We start from the raw sequence: 24,441 nt of genomic DNA, 5'->3' as shown, positions 1-24,441 counted from the left end.
GTCCCCTCCTTTAATGGAATGCTGTTTCTAAATAAAAAACACACGAAAATCCTAGTTCACATGGAAACTAGATCAATCGTCTTTGCGAAGGCCGAGTCCAAGTTCTTCTAGTTTCGCTTTCACTTCTTCAAGTGATTTGCGTCCCAGGTTGCGAACTTTCATCATATCTTCTTCCGTCTTGTTCGCAAGTTCTTGAACCGTGTTAATGCCCGCACGCTTCAAGCAGTTGTAAGAACGGACAGAAAGATCAAGTTCCTCAATCGTCATTTCAAGAACTTTTTCCTTTTGATCCTCTTCTTTTTCAACCATGATTTCAGCATGCTGAGCTTCGTCAGTTAAACCAACGAATATATTTAGGTGTTCAGTTAAAATCTTAGAACCGAGAGCAATTGCTTCCTTCGGTCCAGTGCTTCCGTCAGTCCAAACATCAAGTGTAAGTTTGTCATAGTTTGCAACCTGGCCTACACGAGTGTTTTCTACCTGATAAGATAAACGAGAAACTGGCGTAAAGATTGAATCGATCGGAATCACGCCGATTGGCTGATCGTCTCTTTTGTTCGAATCAGCAGGTGTATACCCACGTCCTCTTTGTGCAGTAAGGCGAACTCGGAAACTCGCATTCTCACCAAGAGTCGCGATATGAAGATCCGGATTAAGGATTTCAACATCGCTGTCGTGTGTAATATCAGCTGCTGTGACAGTTCCTTCACCCTGTACATCAATTTCGAGCGTCTTCTCTTCATCAGAGTAGATTTTCAATGCAAGCTTTTTAATGTGCAAGATTATCGTTGTAACATCTTCCACAACGCCTTCGATTGTCGAGAATTCGTGCAGTACACCATCTATCTGGATCGATGTTACAGCGGCACCAGGGAGTGAGGATAAGAGGATACGACGTAAGGAGTTACCCAGAGTTGTACCATATCCACGCTCAAGCGGCTCTACGACAAACTTACCAAATTTGGCATCGTCGCTGATTTCAACCGTTTCGATTTTTGGTTTTTCAATCTCGATCATTACTTAAAACCCTCCTTCAAAACGTCGAAACCTCGAATAGAATCATATGAGATTCCATCCGAAATTCCCCATTGTTTAGTCCCGTATGTGCTCAGGCAACGAGTCGGTGCATTCGTTTCATAAATAACTGTATCATAACCCATTATTGACAGGGACACAAAATCTATACAAACAAATTACACGCGGCGACGTTTTGGTGGACGGCATCCATTATGAGGAACAGGAGTTACGTCTCTGATAGCTGTAACTTCAAGTCCGGCAGCTTGTAAAGCGCGGATTGCAGCTTCACGGCCAGAACCTGGTCCTTTAACAGTTACTTCAAGAGTTTTAAGTCCGTGTTCGATTGAACCTTTAGCAGCTGTTTCAGCAGCCATTTGCGCAGCAAAAGGAGTAGATTTACGAGAACCTCTGAATCCTAGAGCTCCGGCACTTGACCAAGAAAGAGCATTACCATGAGTATCAGTGATCGTAACGATCGTGTTATTGAAAGTTGAACGAATATGAGCGATTCCTGACTCAATATTCTTTTTCACGCGACGTTTACGCGTGTTTTGTTTACGAGCAGCAGCCATTGTTTAGGTACCTCCCTTACTTACTTATTTTTTCTTGTTAGCTACAGTACGACGCGGACCTTTACGAGTACGCGCATTGTTTTTAGAGTTTTGTCCGCGAACAGGCAAACCTCTGCGATGGCGGATTCCGCGGTAGCTTCCGATTTCGATCAGACGCTTGATGTTAAGAGAAACTTCACGGCGAAGGTCACCTTCTACTTTCAGTTTGTCAATAACATCACGGATTTTACCAAGTTCTTCTTCAGTAAGATCACGCACACGAGTATCTTCAGAAACACCAGCCTCTTTCAAGACTTGCTGAGCCGTTGTGCGGCCAATTCCGAAGACATATGTTAAAGAAATAACAACACGTTTGTCACGTGGGATATCTACACCAGCAATACGAGCCATTCTCTGGGCACCTCCTTATTAATTATCCTTGTTTTTGTTTATGCTTTGGATTTTCACAGATCACCATTACTTTTCCTTTTCTGCGAATAACTTTACATTTCTCGCAGATTGGTTTAACTGATGGTCTCACTTTCATGTGTTTCCAACCTCCTTCAGTTTCCGGAGTGCTTTATTTGTAACGGTACGTAATCCTGCCACGAGTTAAGTCATATGGAGATAATTCTACCGTAACTTTGTCTCCAGGTAAAATGCGAATGAAGTGCATGCGGATTTTACCAGATACGTGAGCCAAAACCGTATGGCCATTTTCGAGTTCAACTTTGAACATCGCGTTTGGCAGAGTTTCGACTATCGTACCTTCCACTTCAATTACATCGTCTTTCGCCATTCAAGTGTTCTCCCTTCTTCAAATCAGTAACTTGCTCTCTGACAAATTTCAAAAGAGAAAATCTCAGTTATCCGTTTGTCACACGCCCTGTTTCGTTTATACTGTTCTGAACTTCCGGAGATACGCAATCATAAAGGGTGAATGATTGATATTCTTTTTCTAAGGAGAATGAAATGTACGCTTTTCTCCGTCTGCTTTAGTACATGATGATGAATCGTCATTCCGATGACAGCAGCTAGCCGGTTCTTCCTCCGACCAATTGTAAACCTACAATCTGCCCAGGTGCGGAATGAAAAACATGTGTCACGGAATTCATCTCATCATCTAGACTTTTGTCAGGATATCAAAACCCGTTTCCGTAATCGCAATCGTATGTTCAAAATGAGCACACTTTTTCCCATCTACCGTTACAACCGTCCAGTTATCAGCCAATGTTTTCACATACCGGCTGCCAGCGTTAACCATCGGTTCTATAGCGAGAACCATACCAGGCTTCAGCCTAGGTCCTTTGTTTGGCGGACCGTAATGAGGAATTTGCGGATCCTCATGCAAGTCTTGACCAACACCATGTCCGACATACTCCCTAACAACTGAAAACTGCTCATTTTCGACATACGTTTGTATTGCGTGGGAAATATTCGACAAACGTTCACCTGGTTTTGCTTCCTTCAAGCCTTTATATAAAGACTCCTCTGTCACTTCCAGCAGTCGTTTATCATCATCACTGATGTTTCCTACCGGATATGTCCAAGCAGAGTCACCATGATAACCATTTAATTTAGCACCGATATCAATGCTGATAATGTCACCGTCACGCAAAACCCTTTTACCGGGAATTCCGTGAACGAGTTCTTCATTAACTGATACACAAATGCTCCCGCGAAACCCATTATACCCCTTAAAAGATGGGATTGCACCCTGCTTCTCAATAAAACGTTCGGCAATTTGATCCAATTCTTTTGTCGAGATTCCTGGTTTAATGTGCTTTTTCATCTCTTCATGAGTCAAAGCCACGATTCGCCCTGCTTCCCGCATGATGCTAAGCTCACGAGGGGTCTTACAGATAATCATTTGCTCAATCCTCCAAGAAGCTCTTTCACATCTTTGTACACGTCATTAATGTCCTGCTGGCCATTGACGTTGACAAGATATCCTTTCCCGGAATAAAAATCCAGTAAAGGCTGAGTCTGCTTCATGTTGACCTCAAGCCGTTTTGAGACGGTTTCCTCATTATCATCTGCCCGTTGATAAAGGTCTCCTCCGTCTTTATCACAAACACCCGGCGTTTTCGGCGGATTGAAAACCAAATGATAGGTTGTGCCGCAAACACTGCAAATTCTGCGTCCAGTCAAACGTTCCATTAAAGAGTCTTTGTCTACTTTAATGTTGATGACATAATCAATCGGCTTGCCGTATTCCTCAAGAATGTTTTCAAGAGCTTCAGCCTGAGCGACTGTTCGCGGAAATCCGTCCAGAAGAAAACCTCTTTCACAATCATCTTTGCCGAGTCTTTCTTTGACAATGCCGATTGTGACTTCGTCCGGTACGAGCTCGCCTTTATCGATATAAGACTTTGCTTCGAGTCCGAGTGGTGTTTCTTCTTTCATAGCAGCACGGAACATATCTCCCGTTGAGATATGAGGTATCCCATAATCCTCAACAATTCGTTCTCCCTGTGTGCCTTTACCGGCTCCAGGAAGTCCCATTAAGACTAAGTTCATTCGGATTTCCCCCGTCCTCTCTTATTTAGAGGAATGGTTAAAACCAGTCCTCTAATTTTTCATAAATCCTCGGTAATTACGTTTCACTAACTGGCTCTCCAGCTGCTTCATTGTCTCCAAGGCTACCCCCACGACAATTAACAAAGATGTTCCGCCAATCTGTGCACTTTGAGGCAATCCAGCGAATTGAATGAAAAAGATAGGAAGAATGGAAATCACGGCTAAGAATATAGAACCCACAAACGTAAGTCGATACAAAATGCTCGTAATTCTATCTTGAGTCATTTTCCCTGGACGAACCCCCGGGATATAGCCACCCTGTTTTTTAAGGTTATCTGCCATTTGTTCAGGGTTTACCTGCACAAAAGCATAGAAGTACGTAAAGGCGATAATTAATGCGACATAAACCGTCATGCCCACCGGATGTGTATTGTCAAAGTTGGCTTGAATCCACTTTGTCACATCGTTTGTTCCGAAAAATGACGCGATAGTACGCGGCGTTATAAGAAACGCAACCGCAAAGATTACCGGAATAACCCCTGCCGGATTCACTTTAAGCGGAAGGTGAGTTGACTGGCCTCCGCCAGCAGGTGAACGACCTTGCCCTTTTGCATATTGAATCGCAATTTTGCGCACGGCCTGCTGAATGAAAATAACACCAACAATTACGGCCAAAATCGCAATCACCAGTAAGGCGATTTTTACAATATGAATAAACAGCTGATCGCTGCTGCCGACAAATTGAGTCTCATAAATCTGCCCAACAGTTTTCGGAATACTAGCCACAATCCCCGCGAAGATGATGATCGAAATTCCGTTTCCTACTCCATTGGAAGTAATTTGTTCTCCCAGCCACATTAAAAAAGCAGTTCCTCCAGTGAGTACTAAAGCAATAATCAGATATGTCGATATGCCGGATTTCTCAATCAGCATACCATTTGCCAGGTTGTTAAACCCATAAGACATACCTAATGCCTGGATAAAACCAAGCACAATCGTAGAATATCTCGTGAACTGAGCTAATTTACGGCGGCCGACTTCACCTTGCTTAGACCACTCGGTAAACTTCGGCACAACATCCATCTGAAGCAGCTGAATGATGATCGAAGCAGTGATGTAAGGCGTAATTCCCATCGCAAAGATGGAGAACTGATAAAGCGCACCGCCGCCAAATGTATTAAGGAGATCAAAAACCCCCATCGAACTTTGTGTCTGCAACGCCTGAGCATTAACATATGGCACAGGGATAAACGCACCTATGCGAAAGACGATAAGCATGAGTAATGTGAAAATGATTTTATTCCGAATATCACTCACACGCATAAAGTTGGAGATTGTCTTAAACAAGTTAGATCACCTCAGCTGTACCGCCAGCAGCTTCAACAGCTTCTTTCGCAGAAGCAGAGAATTTATTGGCTTTTACAGTTAATTTTTTCTCTAATTTACCGTTGCCAAGAATCTTTACTCCTGCATTTAGTTTGCTAATAACACCAGTCTCAAGAAGAAGTTCAGGAGTGACTTCCGTTCCTTCCGCAAAACCGTTTAATTTCTCTACGTTCACAATAGCGTATTCCTTGCGGTTGATGTTTGTAAAACCACGCTTAGGAAGACGTTGGAATAAAGGCATTTGTCCCCCCTCGAATCCAGGGCGCACACCGCCGCCGGAACGAGCGTTTTGACCTTTGTGACCTTTACCAGCTGTTTTACCGTTACCAGAACCAATACCACGACCTACGCGATTGCGCACTTTGCGTGAACCTTCTGAAGGCTTTAATTCATGAAGTTTCATTAGGACACCTCCTTAGCCTATAATTTATTTTTATTGTTCTTTAACAGAAACTAGATGAGATACTTTATTAATCATACCGCGGATCGCAGCGTTATCTTCATGAACAACAGTTTGGTTCGTTTTCTTTAAACCAAGTGTTCTGACAGTAACGCGCTGATCTTCCGGGCGACCGATTACACTGCGTTTGAGGGTAATTTCTAATTTAGCCATTAATGTTCCCTCCTTATCCTAACAGTTCTTCTACAGATTTTCCACGAAGCTTCGCAACATCTTCGGCACGTTTAAGCTCACTTAAACCTTGAAGTGTTGCACGGATCATGTTGATCGGTGTGTTAGAACCTAAAGACTTAGAAAGGATATCAGCAACGCCAGCAAGCTCAAGTACCGCACGTACAGGGCCTCCAGCGATAACTCCAGTACCTTCAGAAGCAGGTTTCAACAAGATATTGCCTGCACCGAAACGTCCGATGATTTCGTGTGGAATCGTAGTTCCAACCATTGGTACTTCAATCAAATTCTTTTTCGCATCTTCAACAGCTTTGCGGATTGCTTCAGGTACTTCTTGTGCTTTACCAGTACCGAAACCTACGTGACCGTTTTTGTCACCGACAACGACTAGAGCTGCGAAACGGAAACGACGACCACCTTTAACAACTTTCGCTACGCGGTTAACCGTAACTAAGCGTTCTTCTAACTCTAATTTGCTTGGGTCAATACGACGCATAATCATGTGTCCCTCCTTTTTTTATTAAAATTTCAGTCCGGCTTCACGAGCTGCATCGGCCAGAGCTTTTACACGTCCATGGTATAAGTATCCGCCGCGGTCAAATACTACGTCAGAAACACCTTTCTCAGAAGCGCGTTTCGCAACGAGTTCACCGACTTTAGCAGCAGCAGCGCTGTCACCAGTGCTTTCCACGTTCAAATCTTTGTCGAGAGTAGAGGCACTAACAAGTGTAACGCCATTTACATCATCGATGATTTGAGCATAAATGTGTTTGTTTGAACGGAACACATTCAGACGAGGTCTTTCAGCTGTGCCTGAAAGTTTAGCACGAACACGAGCATGTCTTTTTTGACGAGCAGCATTTTTGCTAGTTTTCGTAATCATCCTTGGTCACTCCTTTCTTCACTTTAAGCGGTCTTACTTAGCAGATTTACCTTCTTTACGGCGAACAACTTCACCTTCGTAGCGGATTCCTTTACCTTTGTAAGGCTCTGGAGAACGTACAGCGCGGATGTTAGCAGCAGTAGCTCCTACACGCTCTTTGTCTGTACCTTTTACAACTACTTTCGTTTGAGAAGGAACTTCGATTTCGATGCCCTCTTCAGGAACCATCTCAACAGGGTGAGAGTATCCAACGTTTAAAACAAGTTTGTTACCGGATTTAGCCGCACGATAACCGACACCGACTAATTCCAAACCTCTTTCAAATCCTTTAGATACGCCTTCAACCATGTTTCCAAGCAGACTGCGAGTCGTACCATGCAATGCACGGTGCTCTTTATGATCAGATGGACGAGTGACTGTAAGCACGTTGTCCTCAATTTTGATTTCCATATCAGGATGGAAAGTACGAGTTAATTCTCCTTTTGGTCCTTTTACAGATACAGTGTTGCCTTCGTTCAGCGTTACTGTAACTCCAGAAGGAATCTCAAGCAGTTTTTTACCTACACGAGACATACTAAAACACCTCCATTCTTGTTAAACTTCTTACCAAACGTATGCTAGAACTTCTCCACCAGCTTGTTTTGCACGGGCTTCTTTGTCCGTTAAAACACCTTGTGATGTAGAAATAATCGCGATTCCAAGACCGTTAAGTACGCGAGGTACTTCATTTGATTTAGCGTATACACGCAAACCTGGTTTGCTGATTCTTTTAAGACCAGTGATAACGCGCTCGTTGTTTTGTCCGTATTTCAAGAAAACGCGGATGATACCTTGTTTGCTGTCTTCTACGAACTCAACGTCACGAATGAAACCTTCACGCTTTAAAATGTCAGCAATTTCTCTTTTCAATTTAGAAGCAGGAATTTCAAGCTTCTCATGACGTACCATGTTTGCATTGCGAATACGAGTCAGCATATCTGCAATTGGATCTGTCATAACCATTATATAATTACCTCCTTCCCATTCTTGGGGATTACCAGCTGGCTTTTTTCACGCCAGGAATTTGTCCTTTATATGCAAGCTCACGGAAACAAATACGGCAAAGTTTAAATTTACGAATGACTGAGTGCGGACGTCCGCAGCGTTCACAGCGAGTGTACTCTTGCACTTTAAACTTTGGTGTACGTTGTTGTTTCGCAATCATTGACTTTTTAGCCACGATTTCGCCTCCCTTTCATTGATTATTTCTGGAACGGCATACCTACTTGAGTTAATAGCTCACGAGCCTCTTCGTCAGAGTTAGCAGTCGTTACGATAACGATGTCCATGCCGCGAACCTTTGTTACTTTATCGTAGTCAATTTCAGGGAAGATTAACTGTTCTTTGATACCAAGAGTGTAGTTTCCGCGACCGTCGAAAGATTTCTTAGAAATCCCGCGGAAGTCACGTACACGCGGTAAAGATACAGAAATAAGTTTATCAAGGAAATCATACATGCGCTCTCCGCGAAGAGTTACTTTCGCACCGATAGGCATTCCCTCACGAAGACGGAATCCAGCAATTGATTTCTTCGCACGAGTAACGACAGGTTTTTGACCTGCGATAAACGTTAATTCTTCAACAGCACTGTCAATTGCTTTCGCATTTTGAACAGCATCACCAACACCCATGTTGATTACGATTTTTTCGATTTTCGGCACCTGCATAACAGAGTCGTAGTTGAACTTCGTCATTAAAGCAGGTGAAATTTCTTTATTGTACTTTTCTTTAAGGCGGTTCATGAGATAGACCTCCCTTCCTTTAATTACTATTTATCTAAAACTTGCCCAGATTTTTTAGCAATACGAACTTTTTTGCCATCTTCCACTTTGTATCCTACGCGAGTCACTTCACCTGTTTTAGGATCGAGCGGCATAACGTTTGATACATGAATTGGCGCCTCTTGATTAGAAATACCGCCTTGAGGGTTTGTTTGAGTCGGTTTAGAGTGTTTCTTCACCATGTTTACGCCCTCAACTAGAACGCGGTCCTTTTTAGGGAAAGCAGCAAGGATCGTACCTTGTTTGCCTTTATCTTTACCAGAGATAACCATAACTTTATCGCCTTTTTTCACATGCATCCTGATCGCACCTCCTTGAGTAAGGCATTTATTTCATTAGATAACTTCTGGAGCCAGAGAAACAATTTTCATGAAGTTGTTTTCACGTAATTCACGAGCAACCGGTCCGAAGATACGAGTTCCACGCGGGCTCTTGTCGTCACGGATGATAACACATGCATTCTCATCGAAGCTGATGTATGATCCGTCAGTTCTGCGTGCTCCGCTTTTTGTGCGAACGATAACAGCTCTTACGACTTCACCTTTTTTGACAACGCCTCCTGGTGTTGCTTGTTTAACCGTGCAAACAATTACATCACCAATGTTAGCCGTTTTACGTCCAGAACCGCCAAGAACTTTAATAGTAAGTACCTCACGCGCACCGGAGTTGTCAGCAACTTTTAAACGAGTCTCTTGTTGAATCATTATTTGTTACCTCCCTTCGGAAAAAGAATTCCGAACTTTATTAGATAATAACAGCTTCTTCGACAACTTCTACTAGACGAAAACGTTTAGTTGCAGATAATGGACGAGTTTCCATGATCTTTACGATGTCTCCGATTTTAGCTTGATTATTTTCATCATGTGCTTTTAATTTCTTTGAGTATTTTACGCGTTTACCGTAAATAGGATCCTTTTTGTATGTTTCAACAACAACAGTGATGGTTTTATCCATTTTGTCAGAAACAACACGGCCTTGGTAAACCTTGCGTTGGTTACGTTCGCTCATGCTCACGACCTCCCCTCAGTGATTATTTGTTAGCAGCAATTTCTCTTTCACGAATCACAGTTTTCATGCGCGCGATAGCTTTGCGCACTTCACGAATGCGAGCAGTATTTTCAAGTTGTCCTGTCGCTAATTGAAAGCGAAGATTGAAAAGTTCTTCTTTAAGAGACTTTACTTTTTGTTCAATTTCAGCAGTGGTAAGGTCACGAATTTCATTAGCTTTCATTTGATTCACCACCAATTTCTTCACGTTTTACGAACTTCGTTTTAATTGGCAATTTGTGAGATGCAAGACGAAGCGCTTCACGAGCTACCTCTTCAGACACACCAGAAATCTCAAATAAAACTTTGCCCGGTTTTACAACAGCTACCCAGCCTTCAGGAGCCCCTTTACCGGAACCCATCCGTACCTCAAGCGGTTTAGCAGTGTAAGGTTTTGAAGGGAAAATTTTAATCCAAACTTTACCGCCACGTTTCATGTAACGAGTCATCGCAATACGTGCAGCTTCGATTTGGCGGTTCGTGATCCAAGAAGCTTCAAGAGCCTGGATACCGTACTCACCAAAATGTACTTCAGTACCGCCTTTAGCGCGACCGCGCATTTTTCCGCGATGCTCTCTGCGATATTTAACGCGTTTTGGTAATAACATATTATTTTCCTCCTTCCTCAGTTTTCTTCTTAGTAGGAAGAACCTCTCCACGATAGATCCAGACTTTTACACCGAGCTTACCGTAAGTTGTGTCAGCTTCAGATGTTGCATAGTCGATGTCAGCACGTAAAGTGTGCAATGGAACAGTTCCTTCACTGTAGTATTCAGAACGAGCGATGTCAGCTCCGCCAAGACGGCCGGAAACCATTGTTTTCACACCTTGTGCTCCAGCACGCATAGTGCGTTGGATTTGTTGTTTCTGCGCACGGCGGAAAGAAATACGGTTTTCTAGTTGACGAGCGATGTTGTCAGCTACAAGCTGAGCATCAAGATCTGCTCTTTTGATTTCAAGAATGTTAATGTGTACACGCTTGCCAGTAAGGCTGTTAAGGGCTTTACGAAGTGCTTCAACTTCAGATCCGCCTTTACCGATTACCATACCAGGCTTAGCAGTGTGGATCGTAATGTTAACGCGGTTTGCTGCGCGCTCGATTTCTACTTTAGAAACAGAAGCGTCAGAAAGGCGTTTGCTAATGAATTCACGAATTTTTAAATCTTCGTGCAGGAAGTCAGCGTAATCTTTACCAGCGTACCACTTAGATTCCCAATCACGAATGACTCCGATACGAAGACCGACTGGATTTACCTTTTGACCCACTACTTATCCCTCCTTCTTTTCTGATACAACGATTGTAATGTGGCTCGTACGTTTGTTGATTTGGCTCGCACGTCCCATAGCACGCGGGCGGAATCTTTTTAACGTTGGGCCTTCGTCAACAAATGCCTGAGAAATAACCAGATTGTTAGCGTCCATCTCGTAGTTGTGCTCAGCATTTGCGATAGCAGATTTTAAAACTTTTTCGATGATTGGAGAAGCAGCTCTCGGAGTTAGGTTCAAGATAGATACTGCTTCGCCTACTTGCTTACCTCGAATCAGGTCCATTACTAGACGTGCTTTACGAGGAGCAATACGGACTGTTCTTGCAACAGCTTTAGCTTGCATTTAAAAGCCTCCTCTCTTAGCGTCTTGTTTTTTTATCGTCACTGGCGTGGCCTTTGTAAGTACGAGTCGGTGCGAATTCGCCCAACTTGTGGCCTACCATGTCTTCAGAAATGAATACAGGCACGTGTTTACGTCCGTCATATACTGCGATTGTGTGACCGATAAATTGCGGGAAAATAGTTGAACGGCGAGACCAAGTTTTTACAACTTGTTTCTTGTCCGTTTCATTTAATTTCTCGATTTTTGTCATCAAGTGTCCATCGACAAATGGTCCTTTTTTCAAGCTGCGAGCCATTTTGGAACCTCCCTTCGTGATTGCACTACGGTCCGAAATGAACCGTAGACAACCCCGTTATTTATTTTTACGACGACGTACGATAAATTTATCAGATTTGTTCTTTTTCTTACGTGTCTTGAATCCAAGAGTCGGTTTGCCCCAAGGAGACATTGGTGATTTACGTCCGATTGGCGCGCGACCTTCACCACCACCGTGCGGGTGATCGTTAGGGTTCATTACAGAACCGCGGACTGTAGGGCGGATGCCTTTCCAGCGAGAGCGTCCTGCTTTACCAACGTTGATAAGTTCGTGCTGCTCGTTACCTACTTGACCGATAGAAGCACGGCAAGCAGAAAGGATCATGCGAACTTCACCAGAGTTAAGACGTACAAGAACGTATTTGCCTTCTTTACCAAGAACCTGAGCAGATGTACCAGCTGAACGTACAAGCTGTCCGCCTTTGCCAGGTTTTAATTCAATGTTATGCACAACAGTACCAACAGGGATGTTGATAAGTGGAAGTGCGTTACCTACTTTGATGTCAGCTTCAGGGCCGGACATGATTTCAGTACCTACTTGAATTCCTTTTGGTGCAAGAATGTAACGTTTTTCTCCGTCTACATAGTTGATTAGTGCGATGTTAGCTGAACGGTTTGGATCGTATTCAACTGTAGCAACGCGTCCAGGTATACCATCTTTATCGCGTTTGAAGTCGATAACACGGTATTGGCGTTTGTGTCCGCCACCTTGGTGACGTACAGTCAATTTACCTTGGTTGTTACGTCCGCCTTTTTTGTGAAGGGGAGCAAGCAAGGATTTTTCCGGCTGGTCAGTCGTGATTTCAGCAAAATCTGAAGTTGTCATGCCACGACGTCCGTTAGAGGTCGGTTTATACTTTTTAATCGCCATTTTGAATTTCCCTCCTTCTTTTTACAGATAATTAAGCTTCAAAAATTTCGATTTCTTTGCTGTCTGCAGTAAGTTTTACGATCGCTTTTCTGCGACGGCTAGTCATACCAGTATAGCGGCCGACACGTTTTGATTTCCCTTTGTAGTTCATGATGTTGACTTTGTCAACTTTCACTCCAAAGATACTTTCAACTGCATCTTTCACTTCTGTTTTATTAGCTCTTACATCAACTTCAAAAGTATATTTCTTTTCAGTCATTAAATCAGCAGAACGTTCAGTAATGACGGGGCGCTTAAGAACATCACGAGGATCTTTCATTATGCAAGCACCTCCTCTACTTTTTCAACCGCAGCTTTTGTAATCAGAAGCTTCTCGTGGTTGACAACGTCTAACACGTTGATTCCGTTAGCTTGAACAACTGTAACTCCAGGGATGTTGCGTGCAGAAAGAGATACTGCTTCGTTTGCATCCGCAGTTACGATTAAAGCTTTTTTCTCAACAGACAATCCTTTAAGGATAGCTGTCATTTCTTTTGTTTTAACCGTATCAAGAGTAAGATCTTCAAGAACAATAATGTTGTTGTCGTTCACTTTAGAAGACAATACTGATTTGATTGCCAAGCGGCGAACTTTTTTAGGTAATTTGTAAGAATAGCTGCGTGGTGTTGGGCCGAATACGACACCACCTCCGCGCCATTGCGGTGAACGGATTGAACCTTGACGGGCACGACCTGTACCTTTTTGACGCCATGGTTTGCGACCTCCGCCGCGTACTTCAGAACGATTTTTTACTTTGTGAGATCCTTGACGTAAGGAAGCTCTTTGCATAAGAATAGCGTCGAATACTACGCTCTCATTTGGCTCAATTCCAAATACAGAAGCGTTTAATTCGATATCACCAGCAGTAGAACCGTTTTGGTTGTATAATGCTACTTTTGGCATGATCAATTTCCTCCTTTCCTAAGAGACTTATTTAGATTTAACAGCACTTTTTACAGTGATTAAAGTTTTTCTCGCACCAGGTACGTTACCTTTAATCAAAAGAAGATTGCGCTCAGCATCAACTTTTACGATTTCAAGGTTTTGGACAGTGATTTGATCTCCGCCCATGCGTCCAGGTAATAGTTTACCTTTGAATACACGGTTAGGATCTACAGGTCCCATTGAACCAGGACGACGGTGGTAGCGTGAACCGTGAGACATAGGTCCGCGAGATTGTCCGTGGCGTTTGATTGCACCTTGGAAACCTTTACCTTTAGATACTCCTGTTACATCTACGACTTCTCCTGCAGAGAAAATTTCAACCTTGACTTCCTGACCAATTTCATACGCATCCATATCCACGCCGCGTAATTCTTTAACGAAGCGCTTAGGAGCAGTTTCCGCTTTTGCAACGTGTCCTTTTTCCGGTTTGTTTGAAAGCTTTTCACGCTTATCGTCAAAACCAAGCTGGATCGCTTCATAGCCATCGTTTTCAGCTGTTTTCTTTTGAAGAACAACGTTTGGAGCTGCTTCAATAACAGTTACCGGGATAAGATCACCGTTCTCTGCGAATACTTGCGTCATACCAATTTTTCTTCCTAAGATTCCTTTGGTCATTCGTCACACCTCCTATTAAGATCATTCTATATTTTTGAATTAAAGTTTGATTTCGATATCGACACCAGATGGTAAGTCTAATCGCATGAGAGCATCAACAGTTTGTGGTGTTGGGTTCACAATGTCGATTAAACGTTTATGTGTACGCATTTCAAATTGCTCACGAGAATCTTTGTATTTGTGCACCGCACGAAGGATTGTGTAAACTGATTTTTCAGTTGGCAACGGAATCGGACCAGATACGCTGGCACCAGAACGTTTTGCCGTTTCAACAATCTTCTCTGCAGATTGATCAAGGATTCTATGATCATATGCTTTTAAACGAATACGAATTTTTTGTTTTGCCATTATTTTCCCTCCTTTTCGCCTACATCACGTTAGACAGTTCTCCGTGAGAAAAACCTGATCACCTTGCCATGGCAAAGCGGCCGGGTGTGTCAGCAACCTCTCACTTCATCGCAGTCAAAGACCAACATACACTATTATACAGAAAATAGACGTATGTTGCAAGGTTTATTTGAAGAACCTTGTGGTTTTCACACTTTGATTATTATACAGGTGATGTCTTGATTAATCAAGGATATGCCTGTTTTCTTTCAGAGATGGAAAGATGCGAACCGGCTGAGAACTTCGGCAAAGCGGTCAGGCTCCTCCAAGTGAGGCGAATGGGCTGAGTTTTCAAACCAGTGCCATTCTTTATACGGCGCTTCAACCATCTGATAATATTCGTAAGATGTCGTTCCCGGAACCGTCAAATCGAATTTGCCTGACATAAAACAGCATGGTATTTCAATAGAAGAAACTGATTCCCTGGCATCAAAGAAAATGAGATCCTCCCACAGATGTTTCAGGCTGAACATTTGTCCCCGCGCAGCCAAAAAGCTCCCTCTCACACCGTACGGTTCCCCAAACAGCATTCGTCCGCCTGCTTTTAGAGCGCCGATCGGATTGTGGGTGAAGCCTCCTCCCTTCATCTCGATACAAAGCAGAAACAGCGACCGCTGCAGCTGTCCGTTCCATGGAGGTGCACCGATAAAATCCAGCGTCTTTTGCAGCAGGCGGTGTTTACGCTCCCTGCTCCATGCTGTCAGCTGCCGGTAAGCTTCTGCTTCCTCTTTTTGAATATTAACCACTTGACTGATACCGATATACGCATAATACAAATCAGATCTCTTTTGGAGAGCGTGAAGCGCCAAAACTGATCCCCACGAGTAGCCTGCGATATATACTTTTTGCCTGCCGAATTGCTTACATAAACGTTCGGTCAAATGAATGGTGTCGGCCGTCAGCTGATCCAAAGTCATAGATGATTCCGGAATATCTTTTGAATACGAGAGTCCCGCCCCTCTCTGATCCCAGTTCATAACAGTGAAATGCTTTTCCAGCTTGTTTTGGTATTTTCTCGCATAGCCGATTTGAGGGGTGCCGGGGCCGCCGTGCAAAAACAGAAGCAGCGGATTATCCCTGTCGTCGCCATTAATCATAATGGTCTGTTCGCTGTCGTTAATCAGTAATTGCTGAAGCATTGAAATCCGTTTGTTTGTCTTGAAGTTATCATTCATCGCTCTGCTCCTAAAATTTGTATAATCTCTATTATACATTGAATCAGCCGGGAAACAAAAAAACGAGGCCCCATAAGGGACCCCGCATGTATGAACGAGTCGATTACTCAGTGATTGTAGAAACAACGCCTGAACCAACTGTACGTCCGCCTTCACGAATAGAGAAACGAGTTCCTTCTTCGATAGCGATTGTAGAGATAAGTTCAACGATCATTTCAGTGTTATCTCCAGGCATAACCATTTCTACGCCTTCTGGAAGATTGATGATACCAGTTACGTCAGTTGTACGGAAGTAGAACTGAGGACGGTAGTTAGAGAAGAATGGAGTATGACGTCCACCCTCTTCTTTAGAAAGAACGTAAACTTCAGCTTTGAATTTGCTGTGTGGAGTGATTGTACCTGGTTTAGCAAGTACTTGCCCACGTTGGATGTCTTCACGAGCTACACCGCGAAGAAGTGCACCGATGTTGTCTCCAGCTTCAGCGTAATCAAGAAGCTTACGGAACATTTCAACACCTGTAACAGTTGTTTTGCTGTTTTCTTCTTGAAGACCGATGATTTCAACTTCGTCACCGACTTTAACTTGTCCGCGTTCTACACGGCCAGTAGCAACTGTACCACGACCAGTGATTGAGAATACGTCCTCAACTGGCATCATGAATGGTTTTTCAGTGTCGCGTTCTGGAGTTGGGATGTACTCGTCAACTGCAGCCATAAGTTCAAGAATTTTTTCTTCGTACTCAGCGTCGCCTTCAAGAGCTTTAAGAGCAGAACCTTTAACAACTGGTACATCGTCACCAGGGAAGTCGTATTCGCTAAGAAGATCGCGAACTTCCATTTCAACAAGCTCAAGAAGCTCTTCGTCGTCTACCATGTCGCATTTGTTAAGGAATACAACGATGTATGGTACACCAACGTTTTTAGAAAGAAGGATGTGCTCACGAGTTTGTGGCATTGGGCCATCAGCAGCAGATACTACAAGGATAGCTCCATCCATTTGCGCAGCACCAGTGATCATGTTTTTAACATAGTCAGCGTGTCCTGGGCAGTCAACGTGTGCATAGTGACGAGTGTCAGTTTCGTACTCAACGTGTGCAGTAGAGATTGTGATACCGCGCTCACGTTCTTCTGGAGCACCATCAATTTGATCGTACGCCATAGCTGTACCTTTACCAGATTTCTTATGAAGTACTGTTGAGATAGCAGCAGTTAATGTTGTTTTACCATGGTCAACGTGTCCAATTGTACCGATATTGGCATGTGATTTGGAACGGTCGAATTTTTCTTTAGCCATTCTAAAATCCTCCTTAAGAGCTTTTAATTAGTGATGTATAGAGTGATAGAAAGTGAAAGCAAGCTTTCACTTCCTCATCTTACAATAGTAGTTATACTTGAGTTAAGTGGCAAAATCAATTATTCGCCTTTATTTTTTTTGATAATTTCTTCAGCAATGCTCTTCGGCACTTCTTCGTAGTGATCCATGAACATAGTGAACGTACCGCGACCTTGCGTGTTAGAACGAAGTGCAGTAGCGTAACCGAACATTTCAGCAAGAGGTACCATCGCACGCACAACTTGAGCGTTACCGCGCGCTTCCATACCTTCTACGCGTCCGCGGCGAGAAGTAATATCGCCCATGATGTCTCCCATGTATTCTTCAGGAATAACCACTTCAACTTTCATGACTGGTTCAAGAAGAACTGGGTTACATTTGCTGACTGCATTTTTCAATGCCATAGAAGCAGCGACTTTAAACGCCATTTCGTTTGAGTCAACATCATGGTAAGATCCATCAAAAAGTTTCGCCTTGATGTCGATTAGCGGGAATCCTGCTAGGACACCATTTTCAAGAGAGTCTTCAAGACCAGCTTGTACGGCTGGGATGTATTCACGAGGAACAACACCACCGACGATTGCGTTTTCGAATTCAAAGCCTGCGCCTTCTTCGTTCGGTTCAAATTCGATCCAAACGTGACCGAACTGACCGCGTCCGCCTGATTGACGTACGAATTTACCTTCAACTTTTGCACCGGTACGGAATGTCTCACGGTACGCAACTTGAGGAGCACCAACGTTAGCTTCAACTTTGAACTCACGCTTCATACGATCAACAATGATATCAAGGTGAAGCTCACCCATACCAGAGATGATTGTTTGACCCGTTTCAGGGTTTGTTTGTGTGCGGAATGTAGGATCTTCTTCAGCAAGTTTTGCTAAAGCGATACCCATTTTATCTTGGTCAGCTTTTGATTTAGGCTCAATCGCTACGTCGATAACTGGCTCTGGGAATTCCATGGATTCAAGGATTACAAGATCCTTCTCATCACAAAGAGTATCTCCAGTAGAAGTATCTTTTAGACCTACAGCAGCTGCGATGTCTCCAGCGTAAACAGTAGAGATCTCTTCACGGCTGTTAGCGTGCATTTGAAGGATACGTCCTACGCGCTCACGCTTGCCTTTTGTAGAGTTCTTTACATATGAACCGGAATCAAGTGTACCGGAATATACGCGGAAGAACGTCAGCTTACCGACATAAGGGTCAGTCATAACTTTAAATGCAAGTGCAGAGAATGGCTCTTCATCAGAAGAATGACGAACGATCTCTTCATCTGTATCAGGACGTACACCTTTGATTGCAGCAACATCAGTTGGCGCAGGAAGGTAGTCAAGAACAGCATCAAGTACAAGCTGAACACCTTTGTTTTTGAAAGCAGAACCAACAAGTACAGGGTAGAATTCAACATTCAGTGTACCTTTACGGATTGCAGCTTTCAGTTCAGGGATAGTGATTTCTTCACCTTCAAGGTACTTTTCCATAAGCTCTTCATCAAGCTCAGCTACAGCTTCAATCAGGCTGTTGCGAAGCTCTTCAGCTTGTTCTTTGTACTCTTCAGGGATTTCTTTCGCATCTGAACGAGTTCCAAGGTCATCTTCGTAGAAATACGCAACGTTTTCTACTAAGTCGATGATACCTTCGAAGTTGTCTTCAGCACCGATCGGCAATTGAATTGCGTGAGCGTTAGCTTGAAGACGGTCTCTTAAAGTTCCTACAGAGTAAAGGAAGTCTGCGCCGATTTTGTCCATTTTGTTGACAAATACAACACGCGGCACTCCGTAAGTTGTTGCTTGGCGCCATACAGTTTCTGTCTGAGGCTCAACACCTGATTGAGCATCAAGTACAGCAACCGCACCATCAAGTACACGGAGTGAACGTTCAACTTCAACTGTGAAGTCCACGTGTCCCGGTGTATCGATGATGTTTACACGGTAACCTTTCCACTGTGCAGTTGTTGCTGCAGAAGTGATTGTGATACCGCGTTCTTGTTCCTGCTCCATCCAGTCCATTTGCGAAGCACCTTCGTGAGTTTCGCCAATTTTGTGGATACGGCCTGTGTAGAACAAGATCCGTTCTGTAGTCGTCGTTTTACCGGCATCGATGTGAGCCATGATCCCGATATTACGAGTTTTTTCTAAGGAGAACTCTCTTGCCATTGGGTAATTTCTCCTTCCTTATTAGGGAATTATTATTTTGATTATATGAATCCTACCAGCGGTAGTGAGCAAATGCTTTGTTCGCTTCTGCCATCTTGTGAGTGTCTTCACGTTTCTTAACGGCAGCACCAGTGTTGTTAGCTGCATCAAGAATTTCGTTAGCCAGGCGCTCTTCCATTGTTTTTTCTCCGCGAAGACGCGCATAGTTAACCAACCAGCGAAGACCAAGAGTTGTACGGCGTTCTGGACGAACTTCTACAGGCACTTGGTAGTTAGCTCCACCTACACGGCGTGCTTTTACTTCAAGTACAGGCATGATGTTTTTCAATGCTTGTTCGAAAACCTCCATTGCATCATTGCCAGTGCGTTCTTTAATGATATCGAATGACTTGTATAGGATTGTTTGAGATTTACCTTTTTTACCGTCGATCATCATTTTGTTGATCAGGCGGGATACCAGCTTAGAGTTGTAAAGCGGATCAGGTAAAACATCTCTTTTTGCTACAGGACCTTTACGTGGCATCTGAATATCCTCCCTTCATAGTTTTAATGATTTATTTAATTACTTTGCTTTAGGGCGTTTCGTACCGTACTTAGAACGGCCTTGCGCACGGTTTTCAACTCCGGCAGTATCAAGCGCACCACGAACGATGTGGTAGCGTACCCCCGGTAAGTCTTTTACACGTCCGCCGCGGATCAGTACAACGCTGTGCTCTTGCAGGTTGTGACCGATACCAGGAATGTAGGCAGTAACCTCGATTCCGTTAGTCAAACGAACACGAGCATATTTACGAAGTGCTGAGTTCGGTTTTTTCGGTGTCATTGTACCCACACGAGTACATACCCCGCGTTTTTGTGGAGAAGATACGTTAGTGTGCTCTTTTTTAAAGCTGTTGTATCCTTTGTTTAGTGCAGGTGACTTAGAGTTTTCAACTTTGCTCACGCGTCCCTTGCGAATTAGCTGATTAATTGTAGGCATGTTGTGTTCCTCCCTTCATTACGTTTTATAACCCACATACCCAGGTGGTTCATCATTAGGCAAAAAACAATGTCTTTACACAAGATTGAAATCTTATATAAAAACAAAAAGTACGCTATAACATAATGGCAACAGCTGCTGCTCCCACTTCAATTCCGCAGGCTTTGCCGAGCTTTTTCATGGAATCTACCATACAGACGTCGATGTCCCGGTTCTTTGCAAGCTGGATAACGCTAGCCGTAAGAACTGTATCCGCGTCTTTTGCCACGACGACTTCCTTTACTGAACCTCGTTTCAGAGCTTTCACTGTTTGCTTCGTACCAATAATAATTGATTTGGCCTGTGATACTTTATCATAAGACATAAACATATCCTCCAAAGTAACAGGTTTTATTTCGAGCACCTTGGTTATATTATCACTCCGCGGAACGGATGTCAACATCGTATGACATTTTTTAGTGCGGTCCGCCGCCAGAATAATTGTAATACTGAGGAAAAGCTGTCGAGACAGCCTTTCCTGCAGCAGTTTCCATTATTCAGCCGGAACCATATCTTCCGAAGGCTGAACGTTTGAAACAGGTTTTACTTTTCTGTAATTCATCATACCGGTACCGGCCGGAACCAGTTTACCGATGATAACATTTTCTTTCAGGCCGAGAAGCTCATCGCGCTTGCCTTTAATCGCAGCATCCGTAAGAACGCGTGTTGTTTCTTGGAATGATGCGGCAGACAAGAATGAATCTGTCTCGAGTGAAGCTTTCGTGATACCGAGAAGGACAGGACGCCCTGTAGCAGGCCGGTTGCCTTCAAGCAGCACTTTTTTGTTCGCTTCTGTGAATTGGTGAATATCAAGCAATGTGCCAGGAAGAACATCAGTATCTCCGGCATCGATCACACGGACTTTGCGAAGCATCTGGCGAACCATTACTTCTACGTGTTTATCGCCGATTTCAACCCCCTGCATACGGTAAACCTTCTGAACCTCGTGCAGAAGATATTCTTGAACCGTTGTCAGGTCAGTGACTTTCAGAAGTTCTTTCGGATCGATAGAACCTTCTGTCAGCACTTGACCGCGGGTAATCTGATCACCCTCAGCCACTTTCAGGCGTGAGTTGTAAGGTGCTGTGTATGAACGTGTCTCAACAGCGCCTTGAACAACAATTTCCTGCTGTTTGTCGCGGACTTCATTGATTTCGGCAATTGTACCGTCAATCTCAGAAATCGTCGCTTGACCTTTAGGATTACGCGCTTCGAAAAGCTCTTGGATACGCGGAAGACCTTGTGTGATATCGTCTCCGGCAACCCCGCCTGTGTGGAACGTACGCATTGTTAACTGTGTTCCAGGCTCACCGATAGATTGGGCGGCGATAATACCTACTGCTTCGCCGACTTCAACATCAGTTCCGGTTGCAAGGTTTCGTCCGTAGCATCGTTTACATACACCATGAGGAGTGTTACATGTGAACGCGGAACGGATCCACACTTCTTCGATTCCGGCTTCAACGATTTCCAGCGCTTTATCTTCATCGATCAATTCGTTTTCGTTAATGAGCACAGCACCCGTTTCAGGATGTTTGATCTGTTTTCTGGCGAAACGTCCGATCAGACGCTCTTCCAGACGCTCGATGATTTCCGTACCTTCTTTAAGCGGTTTTGCAAGAATACCGCGGTCAGTTCCGCAATCTGTTTCACGAATGATAACATCCTGCGCAACATCAACAAGACGGCGTGTAAGGTAACCTGAGTCAGCTGTTTTCAGGGCGGTATCGGCAAGACCTTTACGCGCACCGTGAGTGGAGATAAAGTACTCCAATACCGTCAGACCTTCACGGAAACTTGATTTGATAGGCAATTCAATGATTCGTCCAGCCGGGTTGGCCATCAGACCGCGCATACCCGCAAGCTGCGTAAAGTTAGATGCGTTACCACGGGCTCCTGAGTCACTCATCATGTAGATCGGGTTGACTTCGTCTAATGATTTCATCAGTTTGCCTTGGATAACATCTTTCGCTGAACTCCAAATTGAAATGACTCTTTCATATCGTTCTTCTTCGGTGATTAAACCGCGTCTGAACTGTTTCAAGACATTATCAACTTTGCTTTGTGCTTCTTCGAGGATTTCCTGCTTATCATCGAGAACGACGATATCAGAAACCCCTACCGTGATACCGGCTTTCGTTGAATATCTGAAACCGAGGTTTTTCATGCGGTCAAGCATCTTAGACGTTTCCGTGATATGGAATCGTTTAAAGATTTCCGCGATGATTTTACCCAAAATGCCTTTTTTAAACGGTGCGTTGATCGGCTGCTCTGCAATCACAGCTTTTACGTCAGCACCTTTATCTAAGAAGAAACGGTCAGGCGTTTTCTCTTCAATGTTGCTCTTCGTAGGTTCATTCATGTAAGGGAATGACTCAGGAAGAATTTCATTGAAGACCAACTTACCGACTGTTGTAATTAACAGTTTTGAACGCTGCTCATCCGTAAATGTCACATTCTTCAGGGAGTTCGCTGCAACAGCTACTCTCGTATGAAGGTGGACATAACCGTTTTGATAAGCAAGAAGCGCTTCGTCCGTATTTTTGAAGACCATACCCTCGCCGACTGCTCCGGCGCGCTCAAGTGTCAGGTAGTAGTTTCCTAATACCATATCCTGAGACGGCGTAACAACCGGTTTACCATCTTTAGGGTTCAAGATGTTTTGGGCCGCAAGCATCAGAATGCGGGCCTCAGCTTGAGCCTCAGCTGATAAAGGTACGTGAACCGCCATTTGGTCACCGTCAAAGTCAGCGTTATAAGCTGTACATACTAACGGGTGAAGACGGATGGCGCGTCCTTCAACAAGCGTAGGTTCGAAAGCCTGGATACCTAATCTGTGAAGCGTAGGGGCACGGTTCAGTAAGACCGGATGCTCCTTAATGACAGATTCAAGTACATCCCATACTTCTGGCTGCACACGTTCAATTTTGCGTTTTGCGCTCTTGATGTTGTGAGCGAGACCTTTTTCAACAAGCTCTTTCATAACGAATGGCTTGAAGAGCTCAAGCGCCATTTCCTTCGGCAATCCACACTGATACATTTTCAGATGCGGACCTACGACGATAACGGAACGTCCTGAGTAGTCTACACGTTTACCAAGAAGGTTCTGACGGAAACGCCCTTGTTTCCCTTTCAGCATGTGAGAAAGAGATTTTAACGGTCTGTTACCAGGACCTGTTACAGGACGTCCGCGGCGGCCGTTGTCAATTAAAGCATCGACAGCCTCTTGAAGCATACGTTTCTCGTTCTGAACGATGATGCTTGGCGCACCAAGGTCCAAAAGGCGTTTCAAACGGTTGTTACGGTTGATGACACGACGGTAAAGGTCATTCAGGTCAGACGTTGCGAAACGTCCGCCGTCAAGCTGAACCATCGGTCTTAATTCAGGCGGAATAACCGGAAGCACGTCGAGAATCATCCAAGACGGCTTGTTTCCTGAATTACGGAAGGCTTCAAGCACTTCAAGGCGTTTGATCGCACGTGTGCGGCGCTGGCCTTGAGAAGTTTTCAGCTCTTCTTTTAACATATCAACTTCTTTGACAAGGTCGATGTCCTGCAGAAGTTTATTAATGGCTTCCGCACCCATAGAGGCTTGGAATTTGTTTCCGTACTTATCCAGATACGCACGGTATTCCTTTTCGGATAAAAGCTGTTTCTTTTCGAGCGGTGTATTGGCCGGGTCAGTTACGACGTAAGAAGCAAAGTAGATGACTTCTTCCAGCGCACGCGGTGACATATCCAATACAAGACCCATACGGCTCGGAATACCTTTGAAATACCAAATGTGAGAAACCGGGGCAGCCAGTTCAATATGCCCCATTCTCTCACGACGGACTTTAGCCCGCGTTACTTCAACTCCGCAACGGTCACAAACTACGCCTTTATAACGAACCCGCTTGTACTTGCCGCAATGACATTCCCAGTCCTTAGTCGGTCCGAAAATGCGTTCGCAGAACAGGCCGTCCTTTTCAGGTTTCAATGTACGATAGTTTATCGTTTCAGGCTTTTTCACTTCACCAAAAGACCATGAACGGATTTTATCCGGTGAAGCAAGACCGATGTTCATATACTCAAAATTGTTCACATCTAGCAAGGGGCCTACCTCCCTTTTTATCTTC

36 protein-coding genes and 1 pseudogene are annotated in these 24,441 nt (G+C 44.0%); all 37 read right to left on the bottom strand.

All coding sequences use genetic code 11. The annotated features are described in order from the left end of the window. Positions 1-72: 72 nt before the first annotated feature. A complete protein-coding gene (locus tag AC1DN5_RS18295; protein ID WP_003156549.1) occupies positions 73-1,017 on the bottom strand; it encodes a DNA-directed RNA polymerase subunit alpha in 945 nt (314 codons plus the stop codon). Positions 1,018-1,193: 176 nt separating this feature from the next. Then, positions 1,194-1,589 carry a 30S ribosomal protein S11 gene (gene rpsK / locus AC1DN5_RS18290; RefSeq protein WP_007410409.1) on the bottom strand — a complete coding sequence of 132 codons (396 nt, stop codon included), beginning with the start codon at positions 1,587-1,589 and terminating at the stop codon, positions 1,194-1,196. A gap of 24 nt (positions 1,590-1,613) precedes the next feature. Further along, positions 1,614-1,979 carry a 30S ribosomal protein S13 gene (rpsM, locus tag AC1DN5_RS18285; protein ID WP_003156545.1) on the bottom strand — a complete coding sequence of 122 codons (366 nt, stop codon included), beginning with the start codon at positions 1,977-1,979 and terminating at the stop codon, positions 1,614-1,616. Between the two features lie 22 nt (positions 1,980-2,001). Next, a complete protein-coding gene (rpmJ, locus tag AC1DN5_RS18280) occupies positions 2,002-2,115 on the bottom strand; it encodes a 50S ribosomal protein L36 (protein WP_003156543.1) in 114 nt (37 codons plus the stop codon). A 33-nt stretch (positions 2,116-2,148) separates the two neighbouring features. Beyond that, a complete protein-coding gene (infA, locus tag AC1DN5_RS18275) occupies positions 2,149-2,367 on the bottom strand; it encodes a translation initiation factor IF-1 (protein ID WP_003156508.1) in 219 nt (72 codons plus the stop codon). Then, positions 2,345-2,627 (bottom strand): annotated as a pseudogene (locus AC1DN5_RS18270) (KOW domain-containing RNA-binding protein). Before AC1DN5_RS18270 ends, infA begins: the two are co-directional and overlap by 23 nt. Positions 2,628-2,691: 64 nt before the next feature. Next, the gene (map, locus tag AC1DN5_RS18265) at positions 2,692-3,438 is read right to left on the bottom strand and encodes a type I methionyl aminopeptidase (RefSeq protein ID WP_003156505.1); all 747 of its coding nucleotides are present in this window, start codon (positions 3,436-3,438) and stop codon (positions 2,692-2,694) included. After that, a complete protein-coding gene (locus AC1DN5_RS18260) occupies positions 3,435-4,088 on the bottom strand; it encodes an adenylate kinase (RefSeq protein ID WP_045927001.1) in 654 nt (217 codons plus the stop codon). The genes map and AC1DN5_RS18260 overlap by 4 nt, the downstream gene beginning before the upstream one ends. A gap of 51 nt (positions 4,089-4,139) precedes the next feature. Next, positions 4,140-5,435, bottom strand: a complete 1,296-nt coding sequence (gene secY / locus AC1DN5_RS18255; RefSeq protein ID WP_016935898.1) for a preprotein translocase subunit SecY — start codon at positions 5,433-5,435, stop codon at positions 4,140-4,142. Position 5,436: 1 nt separating this feature from the next. Next, positions 5,437-5,877: a 50S ribosomal protein L15 gene (gene rplO / locus AC1DN5_RS18250; RefSeq protein ID WP_327816230.1), complete on the bottom strand. Its 441-nt coding sequence runs from the start codon at positions 5,875-5,877 to the stop codon at positions 5,437-5,439. Positions 5,878-5,907: 30 nt separating this feature from the next. Next, positions 5,908-6,087, bottom strand: coding sequence for a 50S ribosomal protein L30 (gene rpmD, locus AC1DN5_RS18245; protein WP_003156497.1), 180 nt, complete (start codon positions 6,085-6,087; stop codon positions 5,908-5,910). Between the two features lie 13 nt (positions 6,088-6,100). Continuing rightward, positions 6,101-6,601, bottom strand: coding sequence for a 30S ribosomal protein S5 (gene rpsE / locus AC1DN5_RS18240; RefSeq protein WP_003328273.1), 501 nt, complete (start codon positions 6,599-6,601; stop codon positions 6,101-6,103). 24 nt (positions 6,602-6,625) lie between these two features. Next, positions 6,626-6,988: a 50S ribosomal protein L18 gene (gene rplR, locus AC1DN5_RS18235; RefSeq protein WP_013350816.1), complete on the bottom strand. Its 363-nt coding sequence runs from the start codon at positions 6,986-6,988 to the stop codon at positions 6,626-6,628. 33 nt (positions 6,989-7,021) lie between these two features. Continuing rightward, positions 7,022-7,561: a 50S ribosomal protein L6 gene (rplF, locus tag AC1DN5_RS18230; protein WP_016935899.1), complete on the bottom strand. Its 540-nt coding sequence runs from the start codon at positions 7,559-7,561 to the stop codon at positions 7,022-7,024. 30 nt (positions 7,562-7,591) lie between these two features. Then, positions 7,592-7,990, bottom strand: coding sequence for a 30S ribosomal protein S8 (gene rpsH / locus AC1DN5_RS18225; RefSeq protein WP_003156489.1), 399 nt, complete (start codon positions 7,988-7,990; stop codon positions 7,592-7,594). Positions 7,991-8,021: 31 nt separating this feature from the next. Continuing rightward, positions 8,022-8,207: a 30S ribosomal protein S14 gene (gene rpsN / locus AC1DN5_RS18220; protein ID WP_003156488.1), complete on the bottom strand. Its 186-nt coding sequence runs from the start codon at positions 8,205-8,207 to the stop codon at positions 8,022-8,024. Between the two features lie 22 nt (positions 8,208-8,229). After that, positions 8,230-8,769, bottom strand: a complete 540-nt coding sequence (gene rplE, locus AC1DN5_RS18215) for a 50S ribosomal protein L5 (protein WP_003156487.1) — start codon at positions 8,767-8,769, stop codon at positions 8,230-8,232. Positions 8,770-8,795: 26 nt separating this feature from the next. Next, complete coding sequence (gene rplX / locus AC1DN5_RS18210; protein WP_014469620.1) at positions 8,796-9,107, bottom strand: 50S ribosomal protein L24; 312 nt, start codon at positions 9,105-9,107, stop codon at positions 8,796-8,798. Positions 9,108-9,143: 36 nt separating this feature from the next. Next, positions 9,144-9,512 (bottom strand): 50S ribosomal protein L14, encoded by a 369-nt coding sequence (gene rplN / locus AC1DN5_RS18205; RefSeq protein ID WP_007410404.1) that lies wholly within the window; start codon positions 9,510-9,512, stop codon positions 9,144-9,146. Positions 9,513-9,552: 40 nt separating this feature from the next. After that, positions 9,553-9,816: a 30S ribosomal protein S17 gene (gene rpsQ, locus AC1DN5_RS18200; protein WP_016935900.1), complete on the bottom strand. Its 264-nt coding sequence runs from the start codon at positions 9,814-9,816 to the stop codon at positions 9,553-9,555. Between the two features lie 22 nt (positions 9,817-9,838). After that, positions 9,839-10,039, bottom strand: coding sequence for a 50S ribosomal protein L29 (gene rpmC / locus AC1DN5_RS18195; protein ID WP_003156482.1), 201 nt, complete (start codon positions 10,037-10,039; stop codon positions 9,839-9,841). Continuing rightward, positions 10,029-10,463: a 50S ribosomal protein L16 gene (gene rplP / locus AC1DN5_RS18190; protein ID WP_003156478.1), complete on the bottom strand. Its 435-nt coding sequence runs from the start codon at positions 10,461-10,463 to the stop codon at positions 10,029-10,031. The genes rpmC and rplP overlap by 11 nt, the downstream gene beginning before the upstream one ends. Before the next feature lies 1 nt (position 10,464). After that, positions 10,465-11,121: a 30S ribosomal protein S3 gene (rpsC, locus tag AC1DN5_RS18185; RefSeq protein ID WP_003156476.1), complete on the bottom strand. Its 657-nt coding sequence runs from the start codon at positions 11,119-11,121 to the stop codon at positions 10,465-10,467. Between the two features lie 3 nt (positions 11,122-11,124). Continuing rightward, the gene (gene rplV, locus AC1DN5_RS18180) at positions 11,125-11,466 is read right to left on the bottom strand and encodes a 50S ribosomal protein L22 (RefSeq protein ID WP_003156475.1); all 342 of its coding nucleotides are present in this window, start codon (positions 11,464-11,466) and stop codon (positions 11,125-11,127) included. A gap of 16 nt (positions 11,467-11,482) precedes the next feature. Further along, positions 11,483-11,761, bottom strand: coding sequence for a 30S ribosomal protein S19 (gene rpsS / locus AC1DN5_RS18175; RefSeq protein WP_003156472.1), 279 nt, complete (start codon positions 11,759-11,761; stop codon positions 11,483-11,485). Between the two features lie 57 nt (positions 11,762-11,818). Continuing rightward, positions 11,819-12,652 carry a 50S ribosomal protein L2 gene (gene rplB / locus AC1DN5_RS18170; protein WP_003156470.1) on the bottom strand — a complete coding sequence of 278 codons (834 nt, stop codon included), beginning with the start codon at positions 12,650-12,652 and terminating at the stop codon, positions 11,819-11,821. A 31-nt stretch (positions 12,653-12,683) separates the two neighbouring features. Then, a complete protein-coding gene (rplW, locus tag AC1DN5_RS18165) occupies positions 12,684-12,971 on the bottom strand; it encodes a 50S ribosomal protein L23 (protein ID WP_003156467.1) in 288 nt (95 codons plus the stop codon). Continuing rightward, entirely contained in the window at positions 12,971-13,594 is a 624-nt protein-coding gene (gene rplD, locus AC1DN5_RS18160; RefSeq protein ID WP_016935901.1) for a 50S ribosomal protein L4, read from the bottom strand. Before rplD ends, rplW begins: the two co-directional genes overlap by 1 nt. A gap of 27 nt (positions 13,595-13,621) precedes the next feature. Further along, on the bottom strand, positions 13,622-14,251 hold the full coding sequence (rplC, locus tag AC1DN5_RS18155) for a 50S ribosomal protein L3 (RefSeq protein WP_366970181.1): 630 nt from the start codon (positions 14,249-14,251) through the stop codon (positions 13,622-13,624). 39 nt (positions 14,252-14,290) lie between these two features. Further along, positions 14,291-14,599: a 30S ribosomal protein S10 gene (gene rpsJ, locus AC1DN5_RS18150; protein ID WP_003156464.1), complete on the bottom strand. Its 309-nt coding sequence runs from the start codon at positions 14,597-14,599 to the stop codon at positions 14,291-14,293. Positions 14,600-14,847: 248 nt separating this feature from the next. Then, positions 14,848-15,813 (bottom strand): alpha/beta fold hydrolase, encoded by a 966-nt coding sequence (locus tag AC1DN5_RS18145; protein ID WP_366970182.1) that lies wholly within the window; start codon positions 15,811-15,813, stop codon positions 14,848-14,850. Positions 15,814-15,916: 103 nt separating this feature from the next. Next, positions 15,917-17,107 carry an elongation factor Tu gene (gene tuf, locus AC1DN5_RS18140; RefSeq protein ID WP_003156451.1) on the bottom strand — a complete coding sequence of 397 codons (1,191 nt, stop codon included), beginning with the start codon at positions 17,105-17,107 and terminating at the stop codon, positions 15,917-15,919. Between the two features lie 119 nt (positions 17,108-17,226). Beyond that, the gene (gene fusA, locus AC1DN5_RS18135) at positions 17,227-19,305 is read right to left on the bottom strand and encodes an elongation factor G (RefSeq protein ID WP_060963747.1); all 2,079 of its coding nucleotides are present in this window, start codon (positions 19,303-19,305) and stop codon (positions 17,227-17,229) included. Positions 19,306-19,357: 52 nt separating this feature from the next. Beyond that, positions 19,358-19,828 (bottom strand): 30S ribosomal protein S7, encoded by a 471-nt coding sequence (rpsG, locus tag AC1DN5_RS18130; protein ID WP_003156447.1) that lies wholly within the window; start codon positions 19,826-19,828, stop codon positions 19,358-19,360. Positions 19,829-19,867: 39 nt separating this feature from the next. Beyond that, positions 19,868-20,284 carry a 30S ribosomal protein S12 gene (rpsL, locus tag AC1DN5_RS18125; protein ID WP_003156445.1) on the bottom strand — a complete coding sequence of 139 codons (417 nt, stop codon included), beginning with the start codon at positions 20,282-20,284 and terminating at the stop codon, positions 19,868-19,870. A 115-nt stretch (positions 20,285-20,399) separates the two neighbouring features. Then, the gene (locus AC1DN5_RS18120) at positions 20,400-20,648 is read right to left on the bottom strand and encodes a 50S ribosomal protein L7ae-like protein (protein WP_366970183.1); all 249 of its coding nucleotides are present in this window, start codon (positions 20,646-20,648) and stop codon (positions 20,400-20,402) included. Between the two features lie 168 nt (positions 20,649-20,816). Further along, a complete protein-coding gene (gene rpoC / locus AC1DN5_RS18115) occupies positions 20,817-24,416 on the bottom strand; it encodes a DNA-directed RNA polymerase subunit beta' (RefSeq protein WP_016935905.1) in 3,600 nt (1,199 codons plus the stop codon). Positions 24,417-24,441: the final 25 nt, after the last annotated feature.

The organism is Bacillus sp. 01N42_2 (genome assembly GCF_056399565.1).
The sequence above is the reverse complement of the archived record's forward strand: the minus strand, read 5'-3'. Positions and strand labels throughout refer to the sequence as shown.

Coding starts and splice junctions, on each gene's coding strand:
- AC1DN5_RS18295 (WP_003156549.1), bottom strand. CDS start 1,017: ATGATCGAGATTGAAAAACCAAAAATCGAAACGGTTGAAATCAGCGAC.
- rpsK (WP_007410409.1), bottom strand. CDS start 1,589: ATGGCTGCTGCTCGTAAACAAAACACGCGTAAACGTCGCGTGAAAAAG.
- rpsM (WP_003156545.1), bottom strand. CDS start 1,979: ATGGCTCGTATTGCTGGTGTAGATATCCCACGTGACAAACGTGTTGTT.
- rpmJ (WP_003156543.1), bottom strand. CDS start 2,115: ATGAAAGTGAGACCATCAGTTAAACCAATCTGCGAGAAATGTAAAGTT.
- infA (WP_003156508.1), bottom strand. CDS start 2,367: ATGGCGAAAGACGATGTAATTGAAGTGGAAGGTACGATAGTCGAAACT.
- map (WP_003156505.1), bottom strand. CDS start 3,438: ATGATTATCTGTAAGACCCCTCGTGAGCTTAGCATCATGCGGGAAGCA.
- AC1DN5_RS18260 (WP_045927001.1), bottom strand. CDS start 4,088: ATGAACTTAGTCTTAATGGGACTTCCTGGAGCCGGTAAAGGCACACAG.
- rplO (WP_327816230.1), bottom strand. CDS start 5,877: ATGAAACTTCATGAATTAAAGCCTTCAGAAGGTTCACGCAAAGTGCGC.
- rpmD (WP_003156497.1), bottom strand. CDS start 6,087: ATGGCTAAATTAGAAATTACCCTCAAACGCAGTGTAATCGGTCGCCCG.
- rpsE (WP_003328273.1), bottom strand. CDS start 6,601: ATGCGTCGTATTGACCCAAGCAAATTAGAGTTAGAAGAACGCTTAGTT.
- rplR (WP_013350816.1), bottom strand. CDS start 6,988: ATGATTACGAAAACTAGCAAAAATGCTGCTCGTCAAAAAAGACATGCT.
- rplF (WP_016935899.1), bottom strand. CDS start 7,561: ATGTCTCGTGTAGGTAAAAAACTGCTTGAGATTCCTTCTGGAGTTACA.
- rpsH (WP_003156489.1), bottom strand. CDS start 7,990: ATGGTTATGACAGATCCAATTGCAGATATGCTGACTCGTATTCGCAAT.
- rplE (WP_003156487.1), bottom strand. CDS start 8,769: ATGAACCGCCTTAAAGAAAAGTACAATAAAGAAATTTCACCTGCTTTA.
- rplX (WP_014469620.1), bottom strand. CDS start 9,107: ATGCATGTGAAAAAAGGCGATAAAGTTATGGTTATCTCTGGTAAAGAT.
- rplN (WP_007410404.1), bottom strand. CDS start 9,512: ATGATTCAACAAGAGACTCGTTTAAAAGTTGCTGACAACTCCGGTGCG.
- rpsQ (WP_016935900.1), bottom strand. CDS start 9,816: ATGAGCGAACGTAACCAACGCAAGGTTTACCAAGGCCGTGTTGTTTCT.
- rpmC (WP_003156482.1), bottom strand. CDS start 10,039: ATGAAAGCTAATGAAATTCGTGACCTTACCACTGCTGAAATTGAACAA.
- rplP (WP_003156478.1), bottom strand. CDS start 10,463: ATGTTATTACCAAAACGCGTTAAATATCGCAGAGAGCATCGCGGAAAA.
- rplV (WP_003156475.1), bottom strand. CDS start 11,466: ATGCAAGCTAAAGCTGTTGCAAGAACAGTCCGTATTGCTCCTCGTAAA.
- rpsS (WP_003156472.1), bottom strand. CDS start 11,761: ATGGCTCGCAGCTTGAAAAAAGGACCATTTGTCGATGGACACTTGATG.
- rplB (WP_003156470.1), bottom strand. CDS start 12,652: ATGGCGATTAAAAAGTATAAACCGACCTCTAACGGACGTCGTGGCATG.
- rplW (WP_003156467.1), bottom strand. CDS start 12,971: ATGAAAGATCCTCGTGATGTTCTTAAGCGCCCCGTCATTACTGAACGT.
- rplD (WP_016935901.1), bottom strand. CDS start 13,594: ATGCCAAAAGTAGCATTATACAACCAAAACGGTTCTACTGCTGGTGAT.
- rplC (WP_366970181.1), bottom strand. CDS start 14,251: ATGACCAAAGGAATCTTAGGAAGAAAAATTGGTATGACGCAAGTATTC.
- rpsJ (WP_003156464.1), bottom strand. CDS start 14,599: ATGGCAAAACAAAAAATTCGTATTCGTTTAAAAGCATATGATCATAGA.
- AC1DN5_RS18145 (WP_366970182.1), bottom strand. CDS start 15,813: ATGAATGATAACTTCAAGACAAACAAACGGATTTCAATGCTTCAGCAA.
- tuf (WP_003156451.1), bottom strand. CDS start 17,107: ATGGCTAAAGAAAAATTCGACCGTTCCAAATCACATGCCAATATCGGT.
- fusA (WP_060963747.1), bottom strand. CDS start 19,305: ATGGCAAGAGAGTTCTCCTTAGAAAAAACTCGTAATATCGGGATCATG.
- rpsG (WP_003156447.1), bottom strand. CDS start 19,828: ATGCCACGTAAAGGTCCTGTAGCAAAAAGAGATGTTTTACCTGATCCG.
- rpsL (WP_003156445.1), bottom strand. CDS start 20,284: ATGCCTACAATTAATCAGCTAATTCGCAAGGGACGCGTGAGCAAAGTT.
- AC1DN5_RS18120 (WP_366970183.1), bottom strand. CDS start 20,648: ATGTCTTATGATAAAGTATCACAGGCCAAATCAATTATTATTGGTACG.